Annotated in this window: 19 protein-coding genes; 8 read left to right on the plus strand and 11 right to left on the minus strand. The window is 30.6% G+C overall.

Translation table 11 applies throughout. The features are described from left to right. Nucleotides 1–9: 9 nt before the first annotated feature. The 4 genes from EV01_RS00605 to EV01_RS00585 form a co-directional block, all read right to left on the minus strand. Nucleotides 10–888 (minus strand): oxidoreductase, encoded by an 879-nt coding sequence (locus EV01_RS00605; protein WP_032518068.1) that lies wholly within the window; start codon nucleotides 886–888, stop codon nucleotides 10–12. A gap of 263 nt (nucleotides 889–1151) precedes the next feature. After that, the gene (locus EV01_RS00595; RefSeq protein WP_032518070.1) at nucleotides 1152–1553 is read right to left on the minus strand and encodes an HNH endonuclease; all 402 of its coding nucleotides are present in this window, start codon (nucleotides 1551–1553) and stop codon (nucleotides 1152–1154) included. A gap of 147 nt (nucleotides 1554–1700) precedes the next feature. After that, nucleotides 1701–2150 (minus strand): DUF6554 family protein, encoded by a 450-nt coding sequence (locus tag EV01_RS00590; protein WP_032518071.1) that lies wholly within the window; start codon nucleotides 2148–2150, stop codon nucleotides 1701–1703. A 55-nt stretch (nucleotides 2151–2205) separates the two neighbouring features. Continuing rightward, the gene (locus EV01_RS00585) at nucleotides 2206–2718 is read right to left on the minus strand and encodes an AbrB family transcriptional regulator (RefSeq protein WP_032518523.1); all 513 of its coding nucleotides are present in this window, start codon (nucleotides 2716–2718) and stop codon (nucleotides 2206–2208) included. 133 nt (nucleotides 2719–2851) lie between these two features. Here EV01_RS00585 and EV01_RS00580 point away from each other — a divergent pair, with 133 nt between their 5' ends. After that, on the plus strand, nucleotides 2852–3049 hold the full coding sequence (locus tag EV01_RS00580) for a hypothetical protein (protein ID WP_025880040.1): 198 nt from the start codon (nucleotides 2852–2854) through the stop codon (nucleotides 3047–3049). Between the two features lies 1 nt (nucleotide 3050). Here EV01_RS00580 and EV01_RS00575 read toward each other — a convergent pair whose 3' ends face one another. After that, nucleotides 3051–4187: a pyridoxal-phosphate-dependent aminotransferase family protein gene (locus tag EV01_RS00575; RefSeq protein WP_032518093.1), complete on the minus strand. Its 1137-nt coding sequence runs from the start codon at nucleotides 4185–4187 to the stop codon at nucleotides 3051–3053. 87 nt (nucleotides 4188–4274) lie between these two features. On the opposite strand from EV01_RS00575, the gene cbiD reads away from it, so the two are divergent. Next, complete coding sequence (gene cbiD, locus EV01_RS00570) at nucleotides 4275–5387, plus strand: cobalt-precorrin-5B (C(1))-methyltransferase CbiD (RefSeq protein ID WP_032518073.1); 1113 nt, start codon at nucleotides 4275–4277, stop codon at nucleotides 5385–5387. A 53-nt stretch (nucleotides 5388–5440) separates the two neighbouring features. Then, a complete protein-coding gene (guaA, locus tag EV01_RS00565; RefSeq protein ID WP_032518074.1) occupies nucleotides 5441–7027 on the plus strand; it encodes a glutamine-hydrolyzing GMP synthase in 1587 nt (528 codons plus the stop codon). Between the two features lie 30 nt (nucleotides 7028–7057). On the opposite strand, the gene EV01_RS00560 is transcribed toward guaA, so the two are convergent. Continuing rightward, nucleotides 7058–7375, minus strand: a complete 318-nt coding sequence (locus EV01_RS00560; protein WP_032518075.1) for a hypothetical protein — start codon at nucleotides 7373–7375, stop codon at nucleotides 7058–7060. A 324-nt stretch (nucleotides 7376–7699) separates the two neighbouring features. On the opposite strand from EV01_RS00560, the gene EV01_RS09435 reads away from it, so the two are divergent. After that, nucleotides 7700–7882 carry a hypothetical protein gene (locus tag EV01_RS09435; protein WP_032518076.1) on the plus strand — a complete coding sequence of 61 codons (183 nt, stop codon included), beginning with the start codon at nucleotides 7700–7702 and terminating at the stop codon, nucleotides 7880–7882. 305 nt (nucleotides 7883–8187) lie between these two features. Here the strand turns inward: EV01_RS09435 and EV01_RS00555 are convergent, their stop codons facing one another. Continuing rightward, nucleotides 8188–9771 (minus strand): tetratricopeptide repeat-containing sulfotransferase family protein, encoded by a 1584-nt coding sequence (locus tag EV01_RS00555; RefSeq protein WP_032518538.1) that lies wholly within the window; start codon nucleotides 9769–9771, stop codon nucleotides 8188–8190. A gap of 286 nt (nucleotides 9772–10057) precedes the next feature. Here EV01_RS00555 and EV01_RS00550 point away from each other — a divergent pair, with 286 nt between their 5' ends. The 3 genes from EV01_RS00550 to mrdA all read left to right on the plus strand — a co-directional run bounded on the left by EV01_RS00550 (nucleotide 10058) and on the right by mrdA (nucleotide 13517). Then, entirely contained in the window at nucleotides 10058–10771 is a 714-nt protein-coding gene (locus EV01_RS00550) for a PD-(D/E)XK nuclease family protein (protein WP_032516872.1), read from the plus strand. A gap of 78 nt (nucleotides 10772–10849) precedes the next feature. Beyond that, a complete protein-coding gene (locus tag EV01_RS00545; RefSeq protein WP_032516870.1) occupies nucleotides 10850–11458 on the plus strand; it encodes a hypothetical protein in 609 nt (202 codons plus the stop codon). A gap of 268 nt (nucleotides 11459–11726) precedes the next feature. Beyond that, complete coding sequence (gene mrdA, locus EV01_RS00540; protein ID WP_072013455.1) at nucleotides 11727–13517, plus strand: penicillin-binding protein 2; 1791 nt, start codon at nucleotides 11727–11729, stop codon at nucleotides 13515–13517. Between the two features lie 24 nt (nucleotides 13518–13541). On the opposite strand, the gene EV01_RS00535 is transcribed toward mrdA, so the two are convergent. From EV01_RS00535 to EV01_RS00525, 3 genes are read right to left on the minus strand one after another with little or no spacing between them, the layout of a single operon-like run. Further along, on the minus strand, nucleotides 13542–14066 hold the full coding sequence (locus EV01_RS00535) for an NAD(P)H-dependent oxidoreductase (protein ID WP_032516869.1): 525 nt from the start codon (nucleotides 14064–14066) through the stop codon (nucleotides 13542–13544). A gap of 17 nt (nucleotides 14067–14083) precedes the next feature. Next, the gene (locus tag EV01_RS00530) at nucleotides 14084–15880 is read right to left on the minus strand and encodes a diflavin flavoprotein (protein WP_032516868.1); all 1797 of its coding nucleotides are present in this window, start codon (nucleotides 15878–15880) and stop codon (nucleotides 14084–14086) included. A gap of 16 nt (nucleotides 15881–15896) precedes the next feature. Then, the gene (locus tag EV01_RS00525; RefSeq protein ID WP_032516867.1) at nucleotides 15897–17672 is read right to left on the minus strand and encodes a diflavin flavoprotein; all 1776 of its coding nucleotides are present in this window, start codon (nucleotides 17670–17672) and stop codon (nucleotides 15897–15899) included. Nucleotides 17673–17791: 119 nt separating this feature from the next. Between EV01_RS00525 and alaS the strand changes: the two genes are divergently transcribed. Then, complete coding sequence (gene alaS, locus EV01_RS00520; RefSeq protein WP_032516866.1) at nucleotides 17792–20452, plus strand: alanine--tRNA ligase; 2661 nt, start codon at nucleotides 17792–17794, stop codon at nucleotides 20450–20452. Here alaS and speA read toward each other — a convergent pair. Next, nucleotides 20437–22383: a biosynthetic arginine decarboxylase gene (gene speA, locus EV01_RS00515; RefSeq protein WP_032516865.1), complete on the minus strand. Its 1947-nt coding sequence runs from the start codon at nucleotides 22381–22383 to the stop codon at nucleotides 20437–20439. The two genes, alaS and speA, sit on opposite strands and share 16 nt — an antisense overlap. Nucleotides 22384–22408: the final 25 nt, after the last annotated feature.

The following is a 22408-nucleotide window of genomic DNA, read 5'->3' on the forward strand; positions in this document are numbered from 1 at the left end:
ATTTATTTTTTAACCATTCAAGTAGCAATTTTTTAAGCCAATTTTATAGTTTCTATAAATTAGTTTATATCCCAGTGTTTCGCATAAAAGTTTATTAGAAACCCTTCTATTTTCCATCCAAAAAGATTGAGCAATTGGGGATAATTCTTCCTTAATATCTTCAAATAATATTGGCTTTGGCATTTTTAAACCGAGTAAATCGTAGCAATATTGGATAACTTCAATTTGAGAACAAGGTTCGTCATCTGCAATATTAACAATCTGGTAAAACTTTAGGGAATTTTTATTTTTTAATAGATAGATAATTGCATTTGTAATATCAGCAACATGAATTCTTGAGAATACCTGATTTTTTTTAGTTATAACTCGAATTTTTCTATTTTTTATTGCTTCAAAAGTGGATCTTCCAGGTCCATAAATACCGGGTAATCTAAAAATTTGCACAGGTAAACCAGATTCAATCCATTCTTTTTCACAATTTAATCTCTTGTGGCTCCTTTTTTGAAAAGGGTTAGGTTGATCAATTTCAGAAACCCAACCACCTTTGGTGTTCCCGTATACTCCTGTTGTAGATAAATATCCAACCCATTCAAGAGATAAACTTTTTAGTTTATTTTTAAGACTTCCTAATACGGGATCATTACCATTTTTGTCGGGAGGCACGCAACTAAGAATATGTGTAGCTCCATCAAAAATTTTTTCATTAGGAATAGTACCGTTTTCACTATTAAAAACGAAACTATTTGGATCTTTATTTTCAGTTCTCGAACTTGTTAAAGCATTACAACCTAATTGTCTTATTTTTTTTGCAAAGAAACTACCGCTAAAACCACATCCAAAGATTAAAAACTTAATTTTATTATTTAGTAAACTTGCTGTGTTCTTCATACGGAGCTAGGATAGTACATATGTATTAATTAATCATGAAAACAGCTCTTAAACCTCATTTAAAATCAAAAACATTCTGCATTAGCAAAAGTTATGTTCGTTTGATAGAAAAAGAAATCAATGCAATTAAATTTAAATTCTACCAAAAATTATTTCTCCTACTCATTTCATTTTTGACAATTTTAATATTCCCAGAATCTCCAAAAGAATTGGGAAATATATGTGAGAGCTATAACTCTAGAAAAATATGTAACGTTTGGTAGTTAAGCTGCTTTATATTCTGATTTATCTTTTTCGTAAGTTTTATTATTTACTTTGAAAGTAGGATTTGCCCATTGCAGTAATCTTATGGCTAATCTTAAATCTCCTTCTAGCCAAGCTCTTATAGCCATCGCTCTTCGAGGATCATAAAATTTTTGTCTCCTATACCAATACAAAGCATTTTCATTTGATTTATCACCATTACAGGAAAGACATGCAGGTACACAATTTTCTGTTGTACTTAAACCTCCTTGGCTACGTGGTAGTACATGATCTATAGATTCAGATGGTTTTCCACAATATATGCAACTTTTTCCAGTAAATCTATGAATTGATTTTCGCCATTGTCTGAATCTGAATTTAGGACATAAATCCTCTAAAAACACCGCATCATTAATATGCATTCAGGCTATTTAATTACATGAATGATGGCTTGTAAATATCAAAAGTCAATATTAATTTATTATTTTTAGTTGAAATTAGTACTCAAAAATAGAATTTAGTGTTTATGGATACAAAATAAAATTAACAATACGTAAAAAAATTTAAAATTAATAACTATATCTTTCTATAGTTTCATCTGAAAAATCTTCATTAGCTTCTTCTAATTCTTTTTCTAACCTTTTCCTATTGTTTTCTCTTTCTTGAGCTTCTTTTTCTTTTCTCTCTTCTTCTTTTTGTAAATCTCTTATTAGTTTTCTATTCGGATGAAGTTGATCTAGAAATTCAATACAATAGCTAAAGGCTTCTCTGTCTCTTATCACTGATTCAGTAATTTGTGCTGCTGCTTGTTTGGGTGAGACTTTGAAAAACCCTCCTTTTTGCTTTTTTATATATGTATATGCTGCCTCCCAACTGCTTTCATGATCATTACCTCCATCTCTCATAGTACAAAAAATTTCTGCACCAAAAGAGCCTGCGTAAACTTTAGATGTTTGAAGTGATAGGGTAGGAATCATCCCAAGGGTTAGAAAAATTAATTTTTTTTTAAAATCTTTCATTCAATTTTGCCTCCCATTTAAAAATATCTTTTATTGGAAATATGTCTATAGAGATTTAAGATTTTATTAATCCAAATAAGTTCAAGCATTTTACAACTAAGGGAAGAATTAGAAGAACAGTAATCAACCTTACTGCGTGTAGAGTTGCAACTGCAGCTCCTACGCCATATTCAGACCCTACAAGACTCATACCGCTGATTCCTCCTGGTGCAGCCCCAAGAATTGTAGTAATTATATCTATATTAAGTAATCTGCTTGTCCATAAACCAATTGCTAAGCCAGTAATAACTAAAGTAAAAGTTATTAAAATTGCTGGCCTCCATAAGATTTGAAGATCAACTAATGATTCTTTAGTTAAGGATGTACCAATAACTGTACCAATTCCAATCTCTAATATTGTTCTTGTTCCAGTTGGCCACTCAGCTAAATTTACTTTACCACTAATGCTGAGTATGCTTGCTCCTATTAAAGCGCCTGCAAGAGGAGCTGCTGGAATGCCTGTTTTTAGAGCTAATGTACCAAAAATGGTACCGGCAATTAGATAATAAATTAGATTTATGTTGGGCATAGATATTAATGATGTTTGGTCATAATATTAGAAAATTATTTTTTTGCTTGGGTTTATAGTCAAATTATATTTTTCTTTTCCTCTCATAATGTCCCTTTTTTTTGGCATAATATTTAACAAAGGATGAATTTTTATGTCTTCACAAATTTCATACAAAGATAATAAAAACCGTATAAAGAAAAAATTATCTTTTTTTGAGGGTGGCCATCAGCTAGAAAAATTAGAATTTGCACTTGCAATAGCACAAACTAACGGTGATGAAAAAAAATCAATCGTTCTTAGAAAAAAAATTGTTGAACTAGGCGGAAATGTTGAAGAGCCAGGAACCTAAATTAATTTCCTTCAAGCAATCTAGATGCTACAACTAATGCTTCACCAGCTTGTTGGGCTGTTATTTTACCAAGGCTGAGAAGCGTATGACTTATAGCAGAAATTACAGTAATAATATCTCTATCATTAACATAACCTAAATGTCCGACTCTAAATATTTTCCCCTTCAAATGATCTTGACCACCAGCAAGTAAAATATCAAAATTAGTCTTTATTATTTTTCTAAATTCTTCAGCATCTACTCCTTCTGTTTTTATTGCAGTAATTGCAGGGCTTAAATAATTTTCATCAGCAAATAATTTTAGATTTAAAGCCTTTACAGCATTGCTCATTGCTAGTTTATGTTTATTGTGTCTGAGGAAAATGTTATCTAAGCCTTCTTCTCTCATCATTTTTAAAGCTTCATCTAAAGCAAAAACCAAATTAACTGCTGGAGTATATGGATTACTATTACTTAAAAGACTTTTTCTGTAGGATTTTAAATTTAAATAAAATTTTGGTAAATTAGATTTTTCTGCAGCTTCCCATGCTTTTTGGCTCATTGCTATAAAACTAAGCCCTGGTGGTATCATATATCCCTTTTGTGATCCTGAAGCAACAATATCTAATTCCCATTCATCTACAGGTACATTGCAAGCTCCAAGACTTGTAACGCAGTCAACAATTGATAAAGCTGTCTTGTGTTCCCGAATATATGAACTTATAGTTTTAAGATCATTAATTACACCTGTTGAGGTTTCAGAATGAGTCAAAATAACCGCCTTTATTTCTTTTTCTTTATCTTCCTCTAATAACTTTTTGAATTCTTCTGGATCAAGTGGAGTTCCCCATGCGGAATCAATTTTTATTACATCTAAACCAAATTCTTTAGCAACTTTTACCCATCTTTCGCCAAATTTTCCATTTTCTCCACAAATTACTTTATCTCCTCTACTCAAGGTATTAATTATTCCAGCCTCCATTGCGGCGGTCCCACTACCAGTGATTGTTAGAACATCATTTTGAGTTTGATGAAGCCATTGCAAATTTTTAGTAGTACTCTCTACGAGATCTTGGAATTCTTTACTGCGATGGCCTATTGGATGCTTACTTAATGCTTGTAAAACTTTTTCTGGAACTGGTGTGGGTCCAGGAATCATCAATGATAATTTTTGTTGTATGGCCACTTTTTGTTAAATAGGTCATTCTTAGATTAGTTCTCATTAAATATTTTTCAATTACTTGATTTGAAAAAAGGATTTTCTTTACCTTTGTGGGTTGCTGGAGCTGCTAAGTCAGCATTAAAAAAATTAGTAGGGTTACCATTTGAGAATTATGAAGTAATAAAAATTCCTAATGGAAAAAAAGAAATAAAAATTGAGATTCATTCTGTTGGTTTACTTAAAGATGAATCGCATGCATTAGGAATAACCTTTGCAAAGTCAGGCTTAGATCTTGACATTACACAAAACTTAGAAATATGGACAATAGCCTCTTTAGAAAAAATTTCTTTTAATAAGTCTGTTCAAACAATTCCCATAAATATTATTGCAGGATCCGGTGTAGGCATAAAAGAAGATACATCAGAGATATGCATTTCTAATTTTGCAAAAGAAGTTTTATATGCAAATTTATTAGATATTATTCCTGAAGGCTTTAATTTGAAATTAGAAATTATTTTCCCAAAGGGTAAATTTTTAGCTGAAAGAACTAGTAATAAGTCATTTGGTATTGTTAATGGATTATCTATTATTGGTACTTCTGCTGAGACTTATTCGAGTGCTTCACCGGATCAATTAGAAAATGCTAAGACTAATCTAGCAAAGTTAATTAAAAATGATTTTAAAGGGAAAGTTGTTTTTGTTATCGGTGAAAATGGGTTAAATTTAGCCAAAACTTATAATGTTAATTTGCCAATTATCAAAATTGGAAATTGGATAGGCCCATTATTAGTTGATGCTGCGATAAAAAAAGTTAAAACTGTAATTCTTTTTGGTTATCACGGAAAATTAATTAAATTAGCAGGTGGTATTTTTCATACACATAATCATTTAGCTGATGCAAGAATTGAGATTCTTGTTTATTTAGCAGTTAAAGAGAAGGTACCACCTGAAATAATAGTTGAATTATCGCAGTTAAATAATCTTGAGGACGCATTACTGCTTCTTGAAAGATTTAATCAATCTTTAACTGATAAATTATTCAAGAATTTATCAAATACGATTGAAAAGCGTTCCTTTAATTATGTAAATAGGTATGTAAAAACTGATATGGAAATCGCCTCAATTATTTTTGATAGAAAAAGGAAAATAAGGTGGGCTGGAATTCAAGGTAATAAGTATATTTCTTATTTTCAATGAGATTATTTTTGAATCATTATGCTTTTGTAAATAAATTGAGCTAACTTTTATACATGAGTCAAACATCTTTAAAAAAAGAACGAGATCCTTCAATATTAATTTTAGATTTTGGATCTCAATATTCTGAATTGATTGCAAGAAGAATTAGAGAAACTAATGTTTTCTCTCTTGTAGTAAGTAATTTTATTTCAATTGAGGAAATCAATAAAATTAATCCTAAAGGGATCATTTTGAGTGGAGGCCCAAATTCTGTATATGAACAAAATGCTCCTAGATGTGATGAAAAAATTTTTAATTTAGGAATTCCTATTCTTGGCATATGCTATGGAATGCAATTAATGGTAAAAGAACTTGGAGGATCTGTTATTTCAGCAACCAAAAAAGCTGAATATGGAAGAGCACCACTAAATATAGATCAACAATCTGACCTCCTGTTTGATGTCAAAGATAAATCTATAATGTGGATGAGTCATGGCGATTCAATTAATTATTTGCCTGATGGATTTAACAAGATTGCTCATACCGAGAACACACCCCATGCAGCAATTTCAAGTGATGTAAAGAAATTATTTGGCGTGCAATTTCATCCTGAAGTTGTTCATTCAGAGTTTGGAATGACGGTAATCAAAAATTTTGTTTATAAAATTTCTTGTTGTGCGCCTGATTGGACAACCGAAACATATATAGATGAAACTATTCCAAGAATAAGAGAGCAAGTTGGCAACAAAAAAGTATTGCTTGCCTTGTCAGGAGGAGTTGATTCATCAACTCTTGCATTTCTTCTCAATAAAGCAATTGGAAATCAGCTTACTTGTATGTTTATAGATCAAGGTTTCATGAGAAAAGGTGAACCAGAATTTTTAATGAATTTTTTTGATAAGAAATTTCACATTAAAGTTGAATATATTAATGCAAGGGAAAGGTTTATTGCCAAATTAAGAGGGATTACTGATCCAGAACAAAAAAGAAAAATTATTGGTGAAGAATTTATAAGAGTATTTGAAGAAGAAAGTAATAGATTGGGACCTTTTCAGTATTTAGCTCAAGGTACTCTTTATCCTGATGTTATTGAAAGTGCTGGTACTAATATTGACCCGAAGACTGGTGAAAGAATAGCTGTAAAAATAAAGAGTCATCATAACGTGGGTGGGTTGCCAAAAGATTTACAATTTAAATTAGTTGAGCCATTAAGAAAACTTTTTAAGGATGAAGTCCGAAAAGTGGGAGCTGCTTTAGGTTTGCCGGATGAAATTATCAAAAGGCATCCATTCCCAGGACCTGGATTAGCTATAAGAATTTTGGGAGAGGTAAATAATGAGAAACTTGATTGTTTGAGAGATGCAGACTGGATAGTAAGAGATGAAATTAAAAAAGCTGGTCTTTACGATGATATTTGGCAAGCTTTTGCAGTATTGCTGCCTGTTAAAACTGTGGGAGTGATGGGAGATAAAAGGACTTATGCATGGCCAATAGTTTTACGTTGTGTATCAAGTGAGGATGGTATGACTGCCGATTGGTCAAAAATTCCTTTTAAGATTTTGGAGAGGATTGCAAATAGAATCGTTAACGAAGTAGATTCAGTAAATAGAGTTGTTTATGATATAACAAGCAAACCTCCTGGAACTATTGAGTGGGAGTGAAGAATAAAGAGAATAAATATTGACTGAAAATTAGTTTTTTAGTTTTTTAATTTTTTCTAAATTCCATTTATCAAATATTAATTTCATTTCTCTTTCGTAGTATCTTACTTTCTTAGAAAAAGGTAATGTTTGAATAATTATCCCAAAGGGAAATTTTAAAAAAGAAGAAACATAAACAATATAAAACTCGACAAATGAAGGTTTTGGTGGGAGAGGTAAATTTTTTATATATGCCCATTCAATGCATGGTTTAAGTTGCTCATCACTTGCAGTAATATTTTTTCTACATCTCCAGTAAGAGAATAGATAAATTCCTATAAAAATCGGTAGTGGAAGAAGTCGCAACATTAAATATCAAGGATAATTTTTCTCCTCATTAATTCATATTAAAGTGATAGTTTATTTTTTATGAAAATTCCTGATAATACCCTAAAGCAATACCTTTCCTTCTTAAAAATAAAATAAGAGGGCATTTGTTTGCCCTCTTCGAGTCTTATGCACTTCACTGTCCACAAAGTCGATGAAGTACTTTTGACTCCTGAGTTATTTCTACTCCTACTGAATAGAAAAAAGATAGTCGTACAAACCACAAAGCACTTCTACTCGGGTAATAATACTCTATGAATTTATAGTTAATAGGAGGACAATATAGATATAGATCTAGGAGGTCTTATGAAACTATTTAATCAATTCAATGTCCTTCCAAGATACCTAAGTGCATTCAATTATGCAGGGTTAAACTTGAATGAGACTCCACAAGAATTACAAAAATGTACTTCGGAGTTGCAAAACTTTTGGGATAAAGAATGTAGAGAACATCCAACTAATCAAAATTGTTTAATTTACTGTGACTGAGTAATTAATTTTTAGTTTTTTATTAAATAATCTCGATCTAAAAAGTGGTTTAACACGGGTTTCACACGAAATAATATTGAAAATTATGCCTTGAGATGTATTGATATGAATGACTTTTTCTCTTGCATAAATTGCAGGATTATAAATTGGGAATAAACTGATTATAAGAAACTAGTTATAACCTCAATTAATCGGTTTTACGTGGATTTTACGTAGCACTTTTTCTATGTCTCTTAAGAGAAATCGTGTTAAGTCAATTTTCTCTACAATTAGTCCATATTATGATAAACATAATTTATAAGTGTTTATGAAATTACGCCTTTAAATTGATCTGTTGCAGATAATATTGAAATAGCAGGTTTGAGCATTTCTTTGTAGTTTTTCCATCCTCCTATGGAGTTTGGATTAATTGGGGATCGAATTTGTACATCACTTGCAGTTAAAACTGTTCTTTCATTTTTATGAGGAGATAAATAATTTTCATTCCATTGCCATCCCAACCAATTAATTAATGATTTAATTGTTGATTCTGGATTAGTAACTAATAAATCATAATCCATTTCATAAATACTTGAACTGAATAGATTTTTATAGGTGTTCATTACGTTGTTTTGATTTAAATAAACCTTGGTGCAATCTACTAATGAGGAGGAATAGGAATTTCCAGTTGAAAAATTTGCTCTTGTAATAGAGAGAATATTATCTAAAGGGTTTCTTAAACAGTGTATTATTTTTGAATTTGAAATTTGATTAGCAATAATTCCAGCGTAAAGATAATTATATAACCATTTATTTGTAGTAATAGAGGGATTTATCCCTAATTCAGCTATTTTTTTAAAATATAAATCAGTCAAGGAAAGTGCTTGATCATTTTTTATGCTTTCTTGATATGCTTTTTCAAATATATTAATTTCTCCAAGATCTTGTACTTTTTCATTAAGAGAAATAATTGATTCAACTAAAGTTGTTCCACTTCTTGGCATGCCTACGATAAAAATACTACAAGGGTATTTCTTCTCGTTTTTAACATTTTTTCCAGTATTGGATTTATTTAATAAAAAATTTGATCGATTTATCAATGTATCAACATTTGAAGGATAAATCTTAAGTTTTAGTTGATTTGCAATTTGCAAATTTTCAGCACTTTCTTCATATCTTCTTTCTTTATGTAGAACGTTTGATCTTGCGAAGTAAATTTCAATTTTATCTTTCACATTCTTTTGCTCTAAAATTTTCTCTGAAAGTAAATATTTTTGCCAACTAATATCATCGCTATTCAAAGAAAGTTTTGAGAGTGAATAAAATGCTTTAACTAATGATGGATTAATTTCTATTGCTTTTCGAAGTAATTTTTTTGCCTCTGCTAATTGCCCTTTGTTTTTTAAGATATCTCCAAGATTGGCGAGCGCTATACTTGAATTGGGGTCTATTTGTATTGCTTTTCTGAGCATTATTTCTGCTTCTTGGAATTTTTTCAATTCTCTCAAAACATTTCCTAGATTTAAATATGCAAGAGCAAAATTAGGATTAATTTCTATTGCTTTTCGATGATACAATTCTGCTTCATTAAACTTTTTAAGATCTTTTAATATAGATCCAAGATTTGAATGCGCACTATCGGAATTAGGATTAATTTCTATTGCTTTTCTAAGCAATTTTTCTGCTTGTATTAAATTGCCTGAATTTTTTAAGATCAGTCCGCAGTTAGAAAAAATTCTGTAGTCATTAACTCCTGCCTCGATACAATATTTGTAATATTTGAAAGCGTCCTTAATATTTCCTTTTGAATGAGATAAGAATGCTTGACTAATTAGTTTTTCTTTATTTTTATCAATTTTTGATTGTGAATTTTGTTTTTTATTTTCAAATTCATTTCCGAAACCTTTCATTTTTGAATTTTTTATTAACTTATACATTTTCAATTTTCAGTTGAAATTAAAAACGATTTATCTAGAATAAGATCATATTAGTAAAATAGAAAACACAAAATATGGAGTTAACTTGTTTTAGGTGGATTTTATATGATAGTTTTGCAGTCAATCAAGTCAAAGATACCAATTTTTTTAAAGGATTAAAACCGTTGAGTTTTATTGTTTGGAAGTAAGTAAAAATTTTTTAAAAAAATTTAAAGTCTTTTAACTAATATGAGAATTTTCAAAATAGATTTAAAATGTGATGAGTGAGATTATTAAATTAAGTCGATCTACCGTTGAGAAATATCTTAGTTGTCCAAGATGTTGTGTGCTTGATAAAAAACATCAAATAAAACCACCATCATTACCATTTACTTTAAATATCGCTGTAGATCATTTATGTAAAAATGAATTTGACAAATACAGAATAATTCAGAAGCCACATCCTTTATTTATTGAATATGGTATTGATGCTGTTCCTTTCAAACATAAAGATTTAGAACGTTGGAGAAGTAATTTTCAAGGAATACGATATAGGTCGATTAAACATAATTATGATTTTGGTGGAGCTGTGGATGATATTTGGCAGAAAAAAAATGGCGATCTTATCATTATTGATGTAAAAGCAACATCCAGAAATAATTTTGATTGGTCTGAGACTTTTAATAAATATGAATACGCAAAAGCTTATAAGAGACAATTGGAAATGTATCAATGGTTATTTAAAAAAAATGGTTTTAAAGTCGCTAATGAAGCTTATCTTTTATATTTTAATGGCAGGAAAAATGAAGAAGTATTTAATAATCAATTAAATTTTGATGTACATCTAATTAGATTAGAATGTTCTACATTATGGGTGGAAGATAAGATTATTGATACGGTAAATTTATTACGATCAGATACTTTCCCTAAATCTTCACCAAAATGTGAATATTGCAATTATTTAAAAAAGCGTTGGCAGCTTTCTATTACTTAAGAGTAAAAAAACTATTTGATATTTCTGGAAAAATAGTGAATAAAAGATAATCTTTAATTAGATTATTAATTTATCCTTTTGATTAAATCGAAAAATTCTGAAAGAAACATAACCAATCATCTTCAACAAGATGTAGTCAAAGTATCAGGTAAAACAATTTTTATTAACCCTTTTTTGTATTGGCGGAGGTTTGATGAAAATACCAATAGGTGGCTTAGAGAACCTGGTCAAATGTCAGAGGATCAAATTCAGCTTAATAGGAATCGTTTTTATCCAGAAATAGAATGGGCTGATTTAAGTCATGAGCAAAAGCTTATAAAAGACGCAACTGTTGAAATGTTTTTAAAGACACTTGAGTTGATAAGTACATTTCATCCTTATCTTAATTCTGGACAGCTATTAGAAGTTGAGAGAAAAATGGCGATTATAAAAAAGATCCCTTTTGAAAAGTGGGTTACAAAAGCTTTCGCCAAAAAAGCAAGATTATTAGAAAATGAAAAAAGAAAATTTCAAAGAGAAAGGTTTTTTAGTAGCTGGAGGGAATGGTTTAGTCTTGAAAATACTCAACAAGCTATTTTGCCATTGATTGTTACGATATTTATTTCATCATTTATTGGCTGGTCTTTAGGAATTTCAAAAAATAGTTGTAATCCTTATTTTGAACAAAATATAGATCAAATAAATTAAATGGTTTATGATAATTCTTCCTTATAGTACTTAGAGTTAAAATTATTTTGAAAAATTAAATTTTTTATTTAAAATTAGATTATTAGAAATTGTAATCTTAAAAAATCAAGAGTGTTATGAGTGAAAATTTGAATTCAAATAATATTAAAAATGATGATTTAAATTTGAGCGTTGAAGATAGTGATTATAAAAATTTAATAACTAGACTTAAAGAGATTAAAAAAACCATCACATTATTGGAAAAAAAAATTAAATAAATTTATTATTTTTGACAAAAATTAATCCTAATAAAAAACTGATTTCATTTAAAAGACAACCTTTAGTATTACTTGTTTTTTCTTCTATCTCTTTTTTATTGATTTTATTAAGGTTAATTTTTCTACAACTTTTAAATTATGAAACTTTTAAAGAATTGTCTGATGAAAATAGGATTAGACTAATTGCTTCGCAACCAATAAGAGGAAGAATATTGGATAAAAATGGTTATGTAATGGCAGATAGTAGAGTTCAATACTCCTTAATAATTAAGCCTCAATCTGTTAGTAAAAGCAATTGGGAAACACAGAAATTATTCATTTCCAATTTGTTAAATGTCGATAGTAATGAAATTCAAAATAAATATTTTAATGGTCTCATAAACCAAAAACTCTCAGTAACTATTCTTGATGATTTAAATGGAGATGAATTAATTAAATTTAAGGAAAATGAAGATAATTTATCTAGTTTTGAAGTGGCGACGAAAGTAATTAGAAATTATCCTTATCAATCTGTTGCTGCTCATGTAATTGGTTACACTCAGCCAATTACTGAATCAGAATATAAATTTTTAGCTAAGAAGGGTTATAAATTAAATGATTTAATAGGAAGAACTGGAATTGAATATGTTTACGAAGATTATATAAGAGGTGAATGGGGTGGAGAAATGGTTGAAGTAAATTCTTTAGGCAATTTTCAAAGATCATTAGGTATAAAACCTTCAATACAAGGTAATGATATTGAATTGACAATTGACATGAATTTACAATTAGTTGCTGAGGAAGTTCTCAAAGATAAAAAAGCTGGAGCGATAATAGTTATGGATCCAAGCGATGGTGCAATAAGAGCGATGGCTAGTAAACCTACTTTTGATTTGAATTTTTTTTCGAAGGACTTTAAGCCTGAAAAAGAATACAATAAGATATTTAATTCTCCTCAAAAACCTCTTTTAAATAGAGCTTTAAATGCTTATGATCCAGGAAGTGTTTGGAAAATTGTAACTGCTTTAGCTGGCTTAGAAAGCGGCAAATTTCCTATTGAAACTAAGTTAGAAACGAAACCATGTATCACTTATGGGCGTCAATGTTTTAGAGAGCATAATGATTTAGGTTTTGGGGTGATAGGTTATGAAGATGCTTTAAGAGTTTCAAGTAATACATTTTTTTATCAAGTGGGATATGCTGTTGGAGTTGACCAAATTCATGAAGTCTCTAAAAAGCTTGGTTTTAATTCTTTATCTGGGATTGAAATCTCTGAACAAGAAAATATAGGTTTAGTTGCCAGTAGTCAGTGGGCAAAGGGAGGAAGAGGATGGGGAGAGCCCGGAAGAACTCCGTGGGTGCCAGAAGATATTGCTAGCATGTCTATAGGACAAATGGTTGTTCAAGTAACCCCAATGCAAATAGCAAGGGCATATGCTGCGATTGCTAACGGAGGTTATTTAGTAACTCCTTACTTAACCAAACAATATAAAGAATCTTTGTCTGATAAATCAAGAACTAGACTTGATATTGATCCTAAGCATATCCAGTTATTAAAAAGTGGTTTGCGAAAAGTTGTTGAATCTGGAACAGGTGTAGGAATTAATACTGGAGTTTCTAATCTTCCTCCAATCTCTGGCAAAACGGGAACCGCTGAAGATTGGAAGACTGGTTTGGACCATGCTTGGTTCGTTTGCTTTGCTCCTTCGGAAAAGAGCGAGTTGCTTATAGTAGCTTTTGCACAAAATACGCCTGGAGGAGGTGCAGTACATGCCTTGCCAATGGCAAAAGAAATTTTAAAAGTTTGGAATAAGAAAAAATGAGATTAATTTTTAGCCACTAAAAGTTTATGTTTTTAATTTTTTCATTTGTAAAAGTCTTTGAATAATATCTTCAATAGTTTTTGTATCTATAGGTTTACTATATGATGACAAAAGTTGTCTTCCTAATACTTGACTTCCTAAATGCACTAATTGAATTCGTAATGAGGTCAGTAGTTCTAACCCTATGCCACCAGAAAATGTTGCAATTGCAATCGGTTGACCATTAAATAAATTCCTAAAGTCATCGCCCGAAATAGAAAGCCATGCTATGAAGTTGGAGAGAATGGGAGGTATAGATCCATTATATTCAGGCGCACAAATAACCCATCTTTCAATCTTGAAAAGCTTTTTTTTTAATTCTTCTATTTCATTTGGAATATTTTCCTTGCTGTGAATTCTTGGATTAAATAATGGAATATCGAGAGTAGTAAGATCTAAAATTTCAGAACTTATTTTAAGTTCATTACTTTTTTCAAGAAATTTTTCAGCAAGTTCTAGATTTTTACCACAACTAGCCGTAATGATTATAAGATCTTTTGTTTCAGTCATAAATTAGATAAATAAATTTAATAATTAGCACCTGTTTTGCGGTGATGAACTGCCGTTAGACTATCGGATTTTAGTATATTACCGTGTAAAACTTCGGCGTAAATTACCCAATGATCTCCACATTCCATTCTCTCTTTTACAGAAGCATCTAACCATGCGAGCGATTCAGGAATGATTATCTGTTCATTAGGAGTTAATTTAATATTTATTCCTTCAAATCTATCTTCTCCAGGTGCAAAGGGTTTTGTGAATCTTTTTAAAGGTTCTTTAAAATCTTTTTCACTAAGAATATTTAATGCGAAGGAATCTCCTATTTGCAGAAGAGACTCTACCGATCTATCTTTGGCAACTGCAATACTTAACCCAGGCGGAGAAAAACTGGCTTGACTAACCCAAGAGGCAAGCATGGCACCTTTGATATTATTCTCATCTTTGCCTTTAGAGGCTGTCAGGACACAAAGTGAACCAATTACTCTTCCAAGGGCCTGTAGCTTTGGATCAGTTTTGCTAGTAATCATCCCAGTATCTGATTTTCTGGGTTTTTTCTTTCCTTTTTTTATAATTTTTCTTCCAAAGTGAGTTCCTATTTCTTCTAACTCTTTAATCTTTGGTTTATTTGGACTGAATTTAATCCTAATAGGGTCAAAACTAAATTTAAAACCACCGTCTTTTAATTTTGTTTCAAGTAAATCTATAGCTTCGCCGCTCCAGCCAAAACTGCCAAAAATTCCAACAGGCTTATCTCTATTGCCCTCTGCTAACAATGTTCCTAGCGCACTAACTATTGGAGTTGGGGCGTGACCACCCAATGTGGGTGAGCCTATTAAATATCCATCAGCATTTTGGATGGATTTTACAAGTAAATTATTAGGTGTAAATTCACAATTAATACTTTCAACTTCTACAGAGGTTCTATTTATTCCTCTAGCCAACGCATCGCCTATAGAGGCTGTGTTTCCATATGCACTTGCATATATCAGAGCGATCTTATGGTTATTAGTTGAAAGATTCTCTCCCCATCTAATATAGTCGTTTAAGAAGCTTTTTAAGCTATATTCGATCGCGGGACCATGTAATGGTGCAATAGTTTTAATGTCATAATCTGCAATTTTTTCAGTTATTGATACTACTTGATTAGACATTGGTGCAATCAAGCAATCATAAAAATGTTTCCTATCAATTTCTGTACTAACTCGATTTGTTTCAGACCAATAATTAGATGCAATATGTGCAGAGAAAATTTTCTCACTAAGAAGTATTTCTTGATTACGTTCATAAATTATCAGGCCACCAGGCCAACGTGCTGTTGGAATAGGAATTAACTCTAGTGAGATGTTATCTAATTCTAAATTAAGTTCTTTTTTGATTATGTTTATTTCAGGTAATTGAATTTCAATAAAGTTTTTTAAGGTAGGATTCCTTTGATTCCAAAGTTCACTAATAAGTTTATAACCTGGATTAGAGCAAGTAATAGTTGTGTTTTGAAATTGGGTACTTATACACTTTATAGTTTCAATAATTTGGGGATTAATATGACCAGAAATGAAGTTGATTTTACCTAATTTAAATTGATCGCAAAACTTAGAAATTACTCTATTAAAAGAATCTAAATATTGTTTCTCAGGTGGATGAATAATAAACAGTTCTTCATGATTTCTAATGAAAAAAGTATTAAAAGAGGTTCCTTTTTCAAGGTTAAATTCAAGTTCAAATCTTTCTTTATTTTGGTCTAAGAATCTTATACAAGAAAAATTTTCAGTAATTTTAAATTCTGATAAATTTTGATTTTCTGCAAGGAAACTTATATTTGACATTTCAAAGACTTATTTTCTAATAATGATTAGCAACTTTTCTGTGATGAACTGCTGTTTTACACGATAAGTCAGAAACATTACCATTTTCAACAATTCCGTAAATTATCCAATGGTCTGGAGTCTCCAGTCTTGAACTGACTTTACAATCTAAAAAGGCGAGTGAATCTGAGAGAACTGGGCCTCCTTCAGCGATGTTGCTAATTACATCTACATCCGCAAATCTATCAGCTCCAGGGGCAAATCTTTTTAAAAAATGTCTGAACATTTTTTGATAGTTATCTTCTCTTAAGATATTCACAACAAAACCTTTCCCAACTTGCATATATGATTCAATAGCTCTATCTTTTGCAACTGCAACTGTAATACCTGGTGGAGAAAAACTTGCTTGACTAACCCAACTTGCGACCATTGCACTTTGTCTAAATGTCGAGCCTTCCCCTTGGCTCGCTGTTACTACATATAATCCTCCACTTAATCTACCTAACGCTTTATCTAAATTTGAATCAAGACTTTTCATAGAGGCAATATTCTTTTTTTTATTGATTAATTGACCCAAGTCAGTTCCAGCTTCTTCGAATTGTTGATAAATAATGGGATCTGGAATATTTTTAACTCTTAAAGGGGAGAAAGCTTCTTTTTGGCCAAGTTCTCTTAATTTATTTGCTAAGGAATCTATTGGTTCATCATTTCCACCAAATGCATCATAGACTGCAGTAAATTGTTTTGGTTTAAGTGCAGCAAATAAAGTACCGAGAGATTCTTTTAATTCATTATCTGAGTCCACTGGCCATGTGGGAATGACTACCGCTTTTGATTCGGAAATTAAACTTGTTAGTTCTTGCGGGTCAGAAGATCTTAAATCTATTAATTGAACTTGTGCATCTGCTTTACTTATTCCATGAGATATAGCTTGACTTAGTCGATCACAAAAACCATAGTCGCTTATGTAGCAAACTGACACAAAATCATTACCTTTGCTTTTATTGCTACTCCATTCTAGATATTTTCCTTTCCAAAAATTGACCTGATTATGTAGCAAAGGTCCATGACCAACAGCAATTGTTTTTAATTCAGGTAGTTTATCTATTCTTTTAATTGCTTGCAGAACGCTTCTGGCGTTTGGACCCATAAGGCAATCGTAATAAAACCGGAAATCTTCGTATATTTCTTTTTGATCAGTGTCATAAAATTCATCAGAACAATAATGGAGTCCAAATGCATCGCATGTATAGAGAACATGCGTGCTGTGATCATATGAAAATATGGTATCTGGCCAATGTAAATTTGGTGCACTTATGAATTCAATATTATGTTCTAAACCACTATTAGGATTAGTTCCGAGATTTAAAAACTCTCCACTCTTAACCTCTAGACGCTTAAAGGGAATATGTATTTGGTCTTCAATAAATTTTAGGGCTAATTTGGATCCAACTATTGTGATATTTTGGTTTAATTCTAGAAGATTACCTATTAAGCCAGAATGATCAGGTTCTGTATGGCTTGTAATTAAATAATCAACTTCTTGTGGATTTATATTTTTCAGTAATTCTTCAAACCATAATTCTTCGAACTTTGCGTGACTAGTATCAATTATTGCTAGTTTTTCGCCTTTAATAATAAAACTATTGTAAGTAGTTCCATTTCTTAAACCAAATTCAATATCAAATCTATTGCGATCCCAATCCAAAGATCTTATGGCACAAGAATCATCGGCAAAGTTTTGAGATTGAACCGTCAGCTTGTTATTAGTTTGTGCCAATTTAGAATTACTTGTCTGGGCAGAGGTTATCATAAAATAATTAGCTTTATATTTTAACTTTAGTTATATAGAATATAAATTCGCGTGATTGTTTTTGCGAAATAACCGAAATTACGCTTTTCTTTAATTTTTAATCTACTTATTCTGGATAAATGACATCTCAACTAATTAAAAAAATAGTTACTGGAGATGAGATAAGAAATGCTTTTTTAAAATTTTACAGTGACAAATTACATAAAATCATTCCAAGTGCATCTTTGATTCCAGATGACCCAACAGTTATGCTCACAATTGCTGGAATGCTACCTTTTAAACCAGTTTTTTTAGGTTTAAAAGAAAGACCATCAAAAAGGGCTACATCTAGCCAAAAGTGCATCAGAACAAACGATATAGAAAACGTTGGAGTTACAGCTAGACACCACACTTTTTTTGAAATGCTTGGTAATTTCTCTTTTGGAGATTATTTTAAACGAGAGGCTATTCAATGGGCTTGGGAATTAGTTACTAATATTTATCAACTTTCTGTTGAAAATATAATTGTGAGTGTTTTTCACGAAGATGAAGAGTCTGCAAAAATTTGGAGAGATGAAATTGGTATTCATCCAGATAGGATAGTGAAACTAGGTGAGGAAGATAATTTTTGGTCATCTGGTAAAACAGGTCCATGTGGACCTTGTTCAGAACTTTATTATGATTTTCATCCTGAAAAGGGTCTGCATAATATTGATTTAGAAGATGGAGATCGTTTTATTGAATTTTATAATCTTGTTTTTATGCAATATAATCGTGATCATAATGGAAAATTGACAGATTTAAAATTTAAAAATATTGATACAGGAATGGGTCTTGAAAGGATGGCTCAAATACTACAAAAAAAGCAAAATAATTATGAGACAGATTTAATTTTTCCTATTATTCAAAAAATTTGTGAAATTGCAAATATTGATTATTTTTCTTCAGATGATAAAAACAAAATTTCTTTAAAAATCATTGGTGATCATACAAGAGCTGTTATTCATTTAATTTCTGATGGAGTAGCAGCAAGTAATCTCGGCAGGGGATATATATTAAGAAGGCTTATTAGAAGAATGGTCAGACATGGCAGATTATTAGGTATAACAAATGAATTTTTACCTCATATTGCTACTGTCGGGATCGATTTAATGCAAAATAATTATCCTGATTTAAAAAATAATAATGATTTAATTTTGAATGAAATAAAAATTGAAGAAATAAGATTTAGGGAAACTCTTGAAAGAGGAGAGAAATTGCTAGATGAGTTAATTTCTTCAGGGCAGAAATTAATTTCTGGTTTTAAAGCTTTTGAACTTTATGATACTTATGGATTTCCTCTAGAACTTACTGTAGAAATTGCTGAAGAAAATAGTATCAGCGTTGATTTAAAGGGTTTTGAAGAAGAAATGAATGCACAAAAAGAGAGAGCTAAAGCTGCTTCAAGTAATATTGATTTGACGTTAGAGGGATCATTAGAGCGAGAAATAGATCTTTTTAATAAAACTGTTTTTAATGGTTATAGTTCACTCCTTTCGGAAGCTGAAATAAAGGGTATATTCTTGGATTCAACATTAGTTAAGCAAGCAAGTGAAGGTCAGAAAGTTTTAATTGTTCTTGATCAGACAACTTTTTATGGAGAATCTGGCGGGCAAGTTGGTGATATTGGAACGATATTTTCAAAAGATGTGGAGGTCTTGGTTGATAATGTTATGCGAAAGAAAAATGTTTTTTTACATTATGGAACGGTCAAAAAAGGAATATTAACTATTGGACAAAAAGTGAAGACTAATGTTAGCTCCTCTAATAGAGCTAAGGCTGCTGCAAATCATACAGCTACTCATTTATTACAATCTGCACTTAAATCAGTTCTTAATGAAAGTGTTGGACAAAAAGGGTCATTAGTAGCCTTTAATAAATTACGATTTGACTTTAATTCCTCTAATCCTATTTCTAAAGATCAAATTTCTAAAATTGAGACTTTAGTTAATTCTTGGATTATGGAAAATCATGCCCTAGAAGTAAAAAATATGTCTAAGAGTGAGGCTCTTGAAAAGGGCGCAGTCGCCATGTTTGGAGAAAAATATGATGATGAAGTGCGTGTCGTTAATGTACCAGGAGTTTCTATGGAACTTTGTGGTGGCACACATGTTAAAACTACATCCGAATTAGGTTCTTTCAAAATAATTAGTGAGGAAGGAATCTCAGCTGGAGTCAGAAGAATCGAAGCATTATCAGGTCAATCAGCATTAGACTATTTCAGTAATAGAAATGCTTTAGTTAATCAACTAAGTGATTTGTTAAAAGCAAATCCTAATCAACTTTTTGAAAGGGTTAATAATTTGCAAGCAGAGCTTATTAATAAGAATAAAGAGATACAAAAAATGAAAGATGAAATTGCATATTTCAAATATTCTTCTATAAAATCATCCGCAGAAATAGTAAATTCTTTTTCAATTTTAGTAAATCAGATTGATGGCTTAGATGGGAATTCTTTGCAATCTGCAGCACTTAATTTAACTTCTCATTTGGGAAATAAAGCAATAGTGATTCTTGGGGGAATACCAAATCCACAAAATAGAAAGTTGTTATTTGTAGTTTCTTTAGGTGATGAAGCAGTAAAAATAGGATTGCATGCAGGTAAATTAATTAATGAGATTGCAAGAATTTGTTCGGGAGGTGGAGGAGGAAAGCCTAACTTTGCTCAAGCAGGTGCTAAAGATATTGATAAGTTAAGTGATGCTCTAGATTATGCTAAAAATTATTTGCAAAAAACATTAGATAGTCATTCTGATAAATAACTACTTTTTCTAAGACTAATTTCGATTTGATCCATTAATTTTCTTGCTTCTTCTATAGTCAATTTTTTTTGATCAATTGCTGATTCAGTATTAATTCTTATAGATTCAACCAAAGAAGCTGAACTGTAATCTAATAATTGTAAAATTTCAGATTTACTGTCCTCTCTAATTATATTTTTGACTCTATATGAATCATCTTGATTTATGTCTATATGAACAACATTTGTACTGCCAAATAAATTATGCAAGTTTCCTAATGCCTCTTGATAGGCTCCAGTCATAAAAATTCCAATTAGATAATCTTTATCTTCCTCTGGCTTATGTAAATTTAGTAAAGATTTAATTTTCCCATCATTAATAAAATTATTTAGTTTTCCATCTGAATCACAAGTTAAATCTGCAAAGTTGCCCTTGCAGAACGGCTCCTCTAAGTGCCTATGTATTGGTACTATTGGAAAAATCTGATTTATTGCCCAGCTATCGGGAATAGATTTAAAGATAGATAAATTTGCATAATATGTTGATGCAAGAGTTTCTGTAATTTCAGATAAATCAGGATGATTGATTTCATCATTATTCAGGTTATTAGAAATTTCTTTTGCGCAAGCCCAAGTAAGTTCTTCGGCATAAGCTCTCTCTGCCAAGCTTAAAAATCCTAATCTAAAAGCGACTAAGCAATCTTCTTTAAACTTTTTTGCATCATTCCATAGTTCAATTATTTGAGATAAATTTACTTTTTTATTTTTAAGTTTTTTTAATGCATAGAGAGTTTCAAGTAAATTTGAAATTATTAATTGTTGATTTTTTTTATCAAAAATTTGTAGTTTAGAACTGACATGGCTTGTTCCTAAGACATTAAAAATTAAAACTGAACAATGACTAATTATTGCTCTTCCACTTTCTGAGATTATGGTTGGATGCTTGATATTATTTAATTCACATGAATCCTTAATAGTTGCAATTACATCGTTAGCATAATTTTGAAGAGAATAATTAGTGGAGGTGTTTGAGGAGGTTTTAGTGCCATCAAAATCTATTCCTAATCCTCCTCCAACATCGATATATTGCATTGGGGCTCCTAGTTTGCATAGTTCAACATATATTTGACTTGCTTCTTGCAATGCATCTTTGATCACGGCAATATCACTTATTTGACTGCCTATATGAAAATGGAGCAATTTCATTTCGTTGATAAGATTTGCTTCTTTTAGTTCTTTTATTGTCAACATAATTTCTGGGATTGATAATCCAAATTTGGAATTATCTCCAATAGATTTACTCCACCTACCACTACTTTTACTTGATAACTTTGCTCTAATTCCTATCAATGGAGTCGCTTTAAGTTCTTGAACTGCTTGAATAATTCTTTTTACCTCATCTCTTTGTTCAATAACTATTATTGGATTTTTGCCGAGTTTTCTGGCCAAAGTAGCAATCTCAATATATTTTTTATCTTTATATCCGTTACATACTAATAATGAATTTTGGTTTTCAAGAAGTGCAAGGCCAATTAATAGTTCTGATTTACTTCCTACTTCTAAACCAAAATTCCATTGGCTACCAAACTCTATTATCTTTTCTAGGACATTTTTCTGTTGATTACATTTGACAGGAAAAACGCCTTGATAAATGTTCTTATATTTATAGGTTTTTATTGCTTTTAAAAAAGAGTCATGTAATGCATATATGCGATCTTTCAAGATATCATTAAATCTTATGATTAATGGAGGATTTATTTCTCTACTCTTAAGTTCTTTGACAAGCTTAAAAAGATCAATCTTATTTTCAGATTTGATATCTTTAGTTACTGATATATTTCCTTTGGAATTTATAGAAAAATATTTATCTCCCCATTTGTCTATGTTATAAGTCGAAATACTATCTTCAATAGTCCAAATATTCTTTAATTTTTTCGGCTCAAAATTGGTCAATTTATGTCTTAGTGATTAATAAATG

The organism is Prochlorococcus marinus str. MIT 9401 (genome assembly GCF_000760095.1).
In the GTDB taxonomy this organism is placed as follows: domain Bacteria; phylum Cyanobacteriota; class Cyanobacteriia; order PCC-6307; family Cyanobiaceae; genus Prochlorococcus_A; species Prochlorococcus_A marinus_I.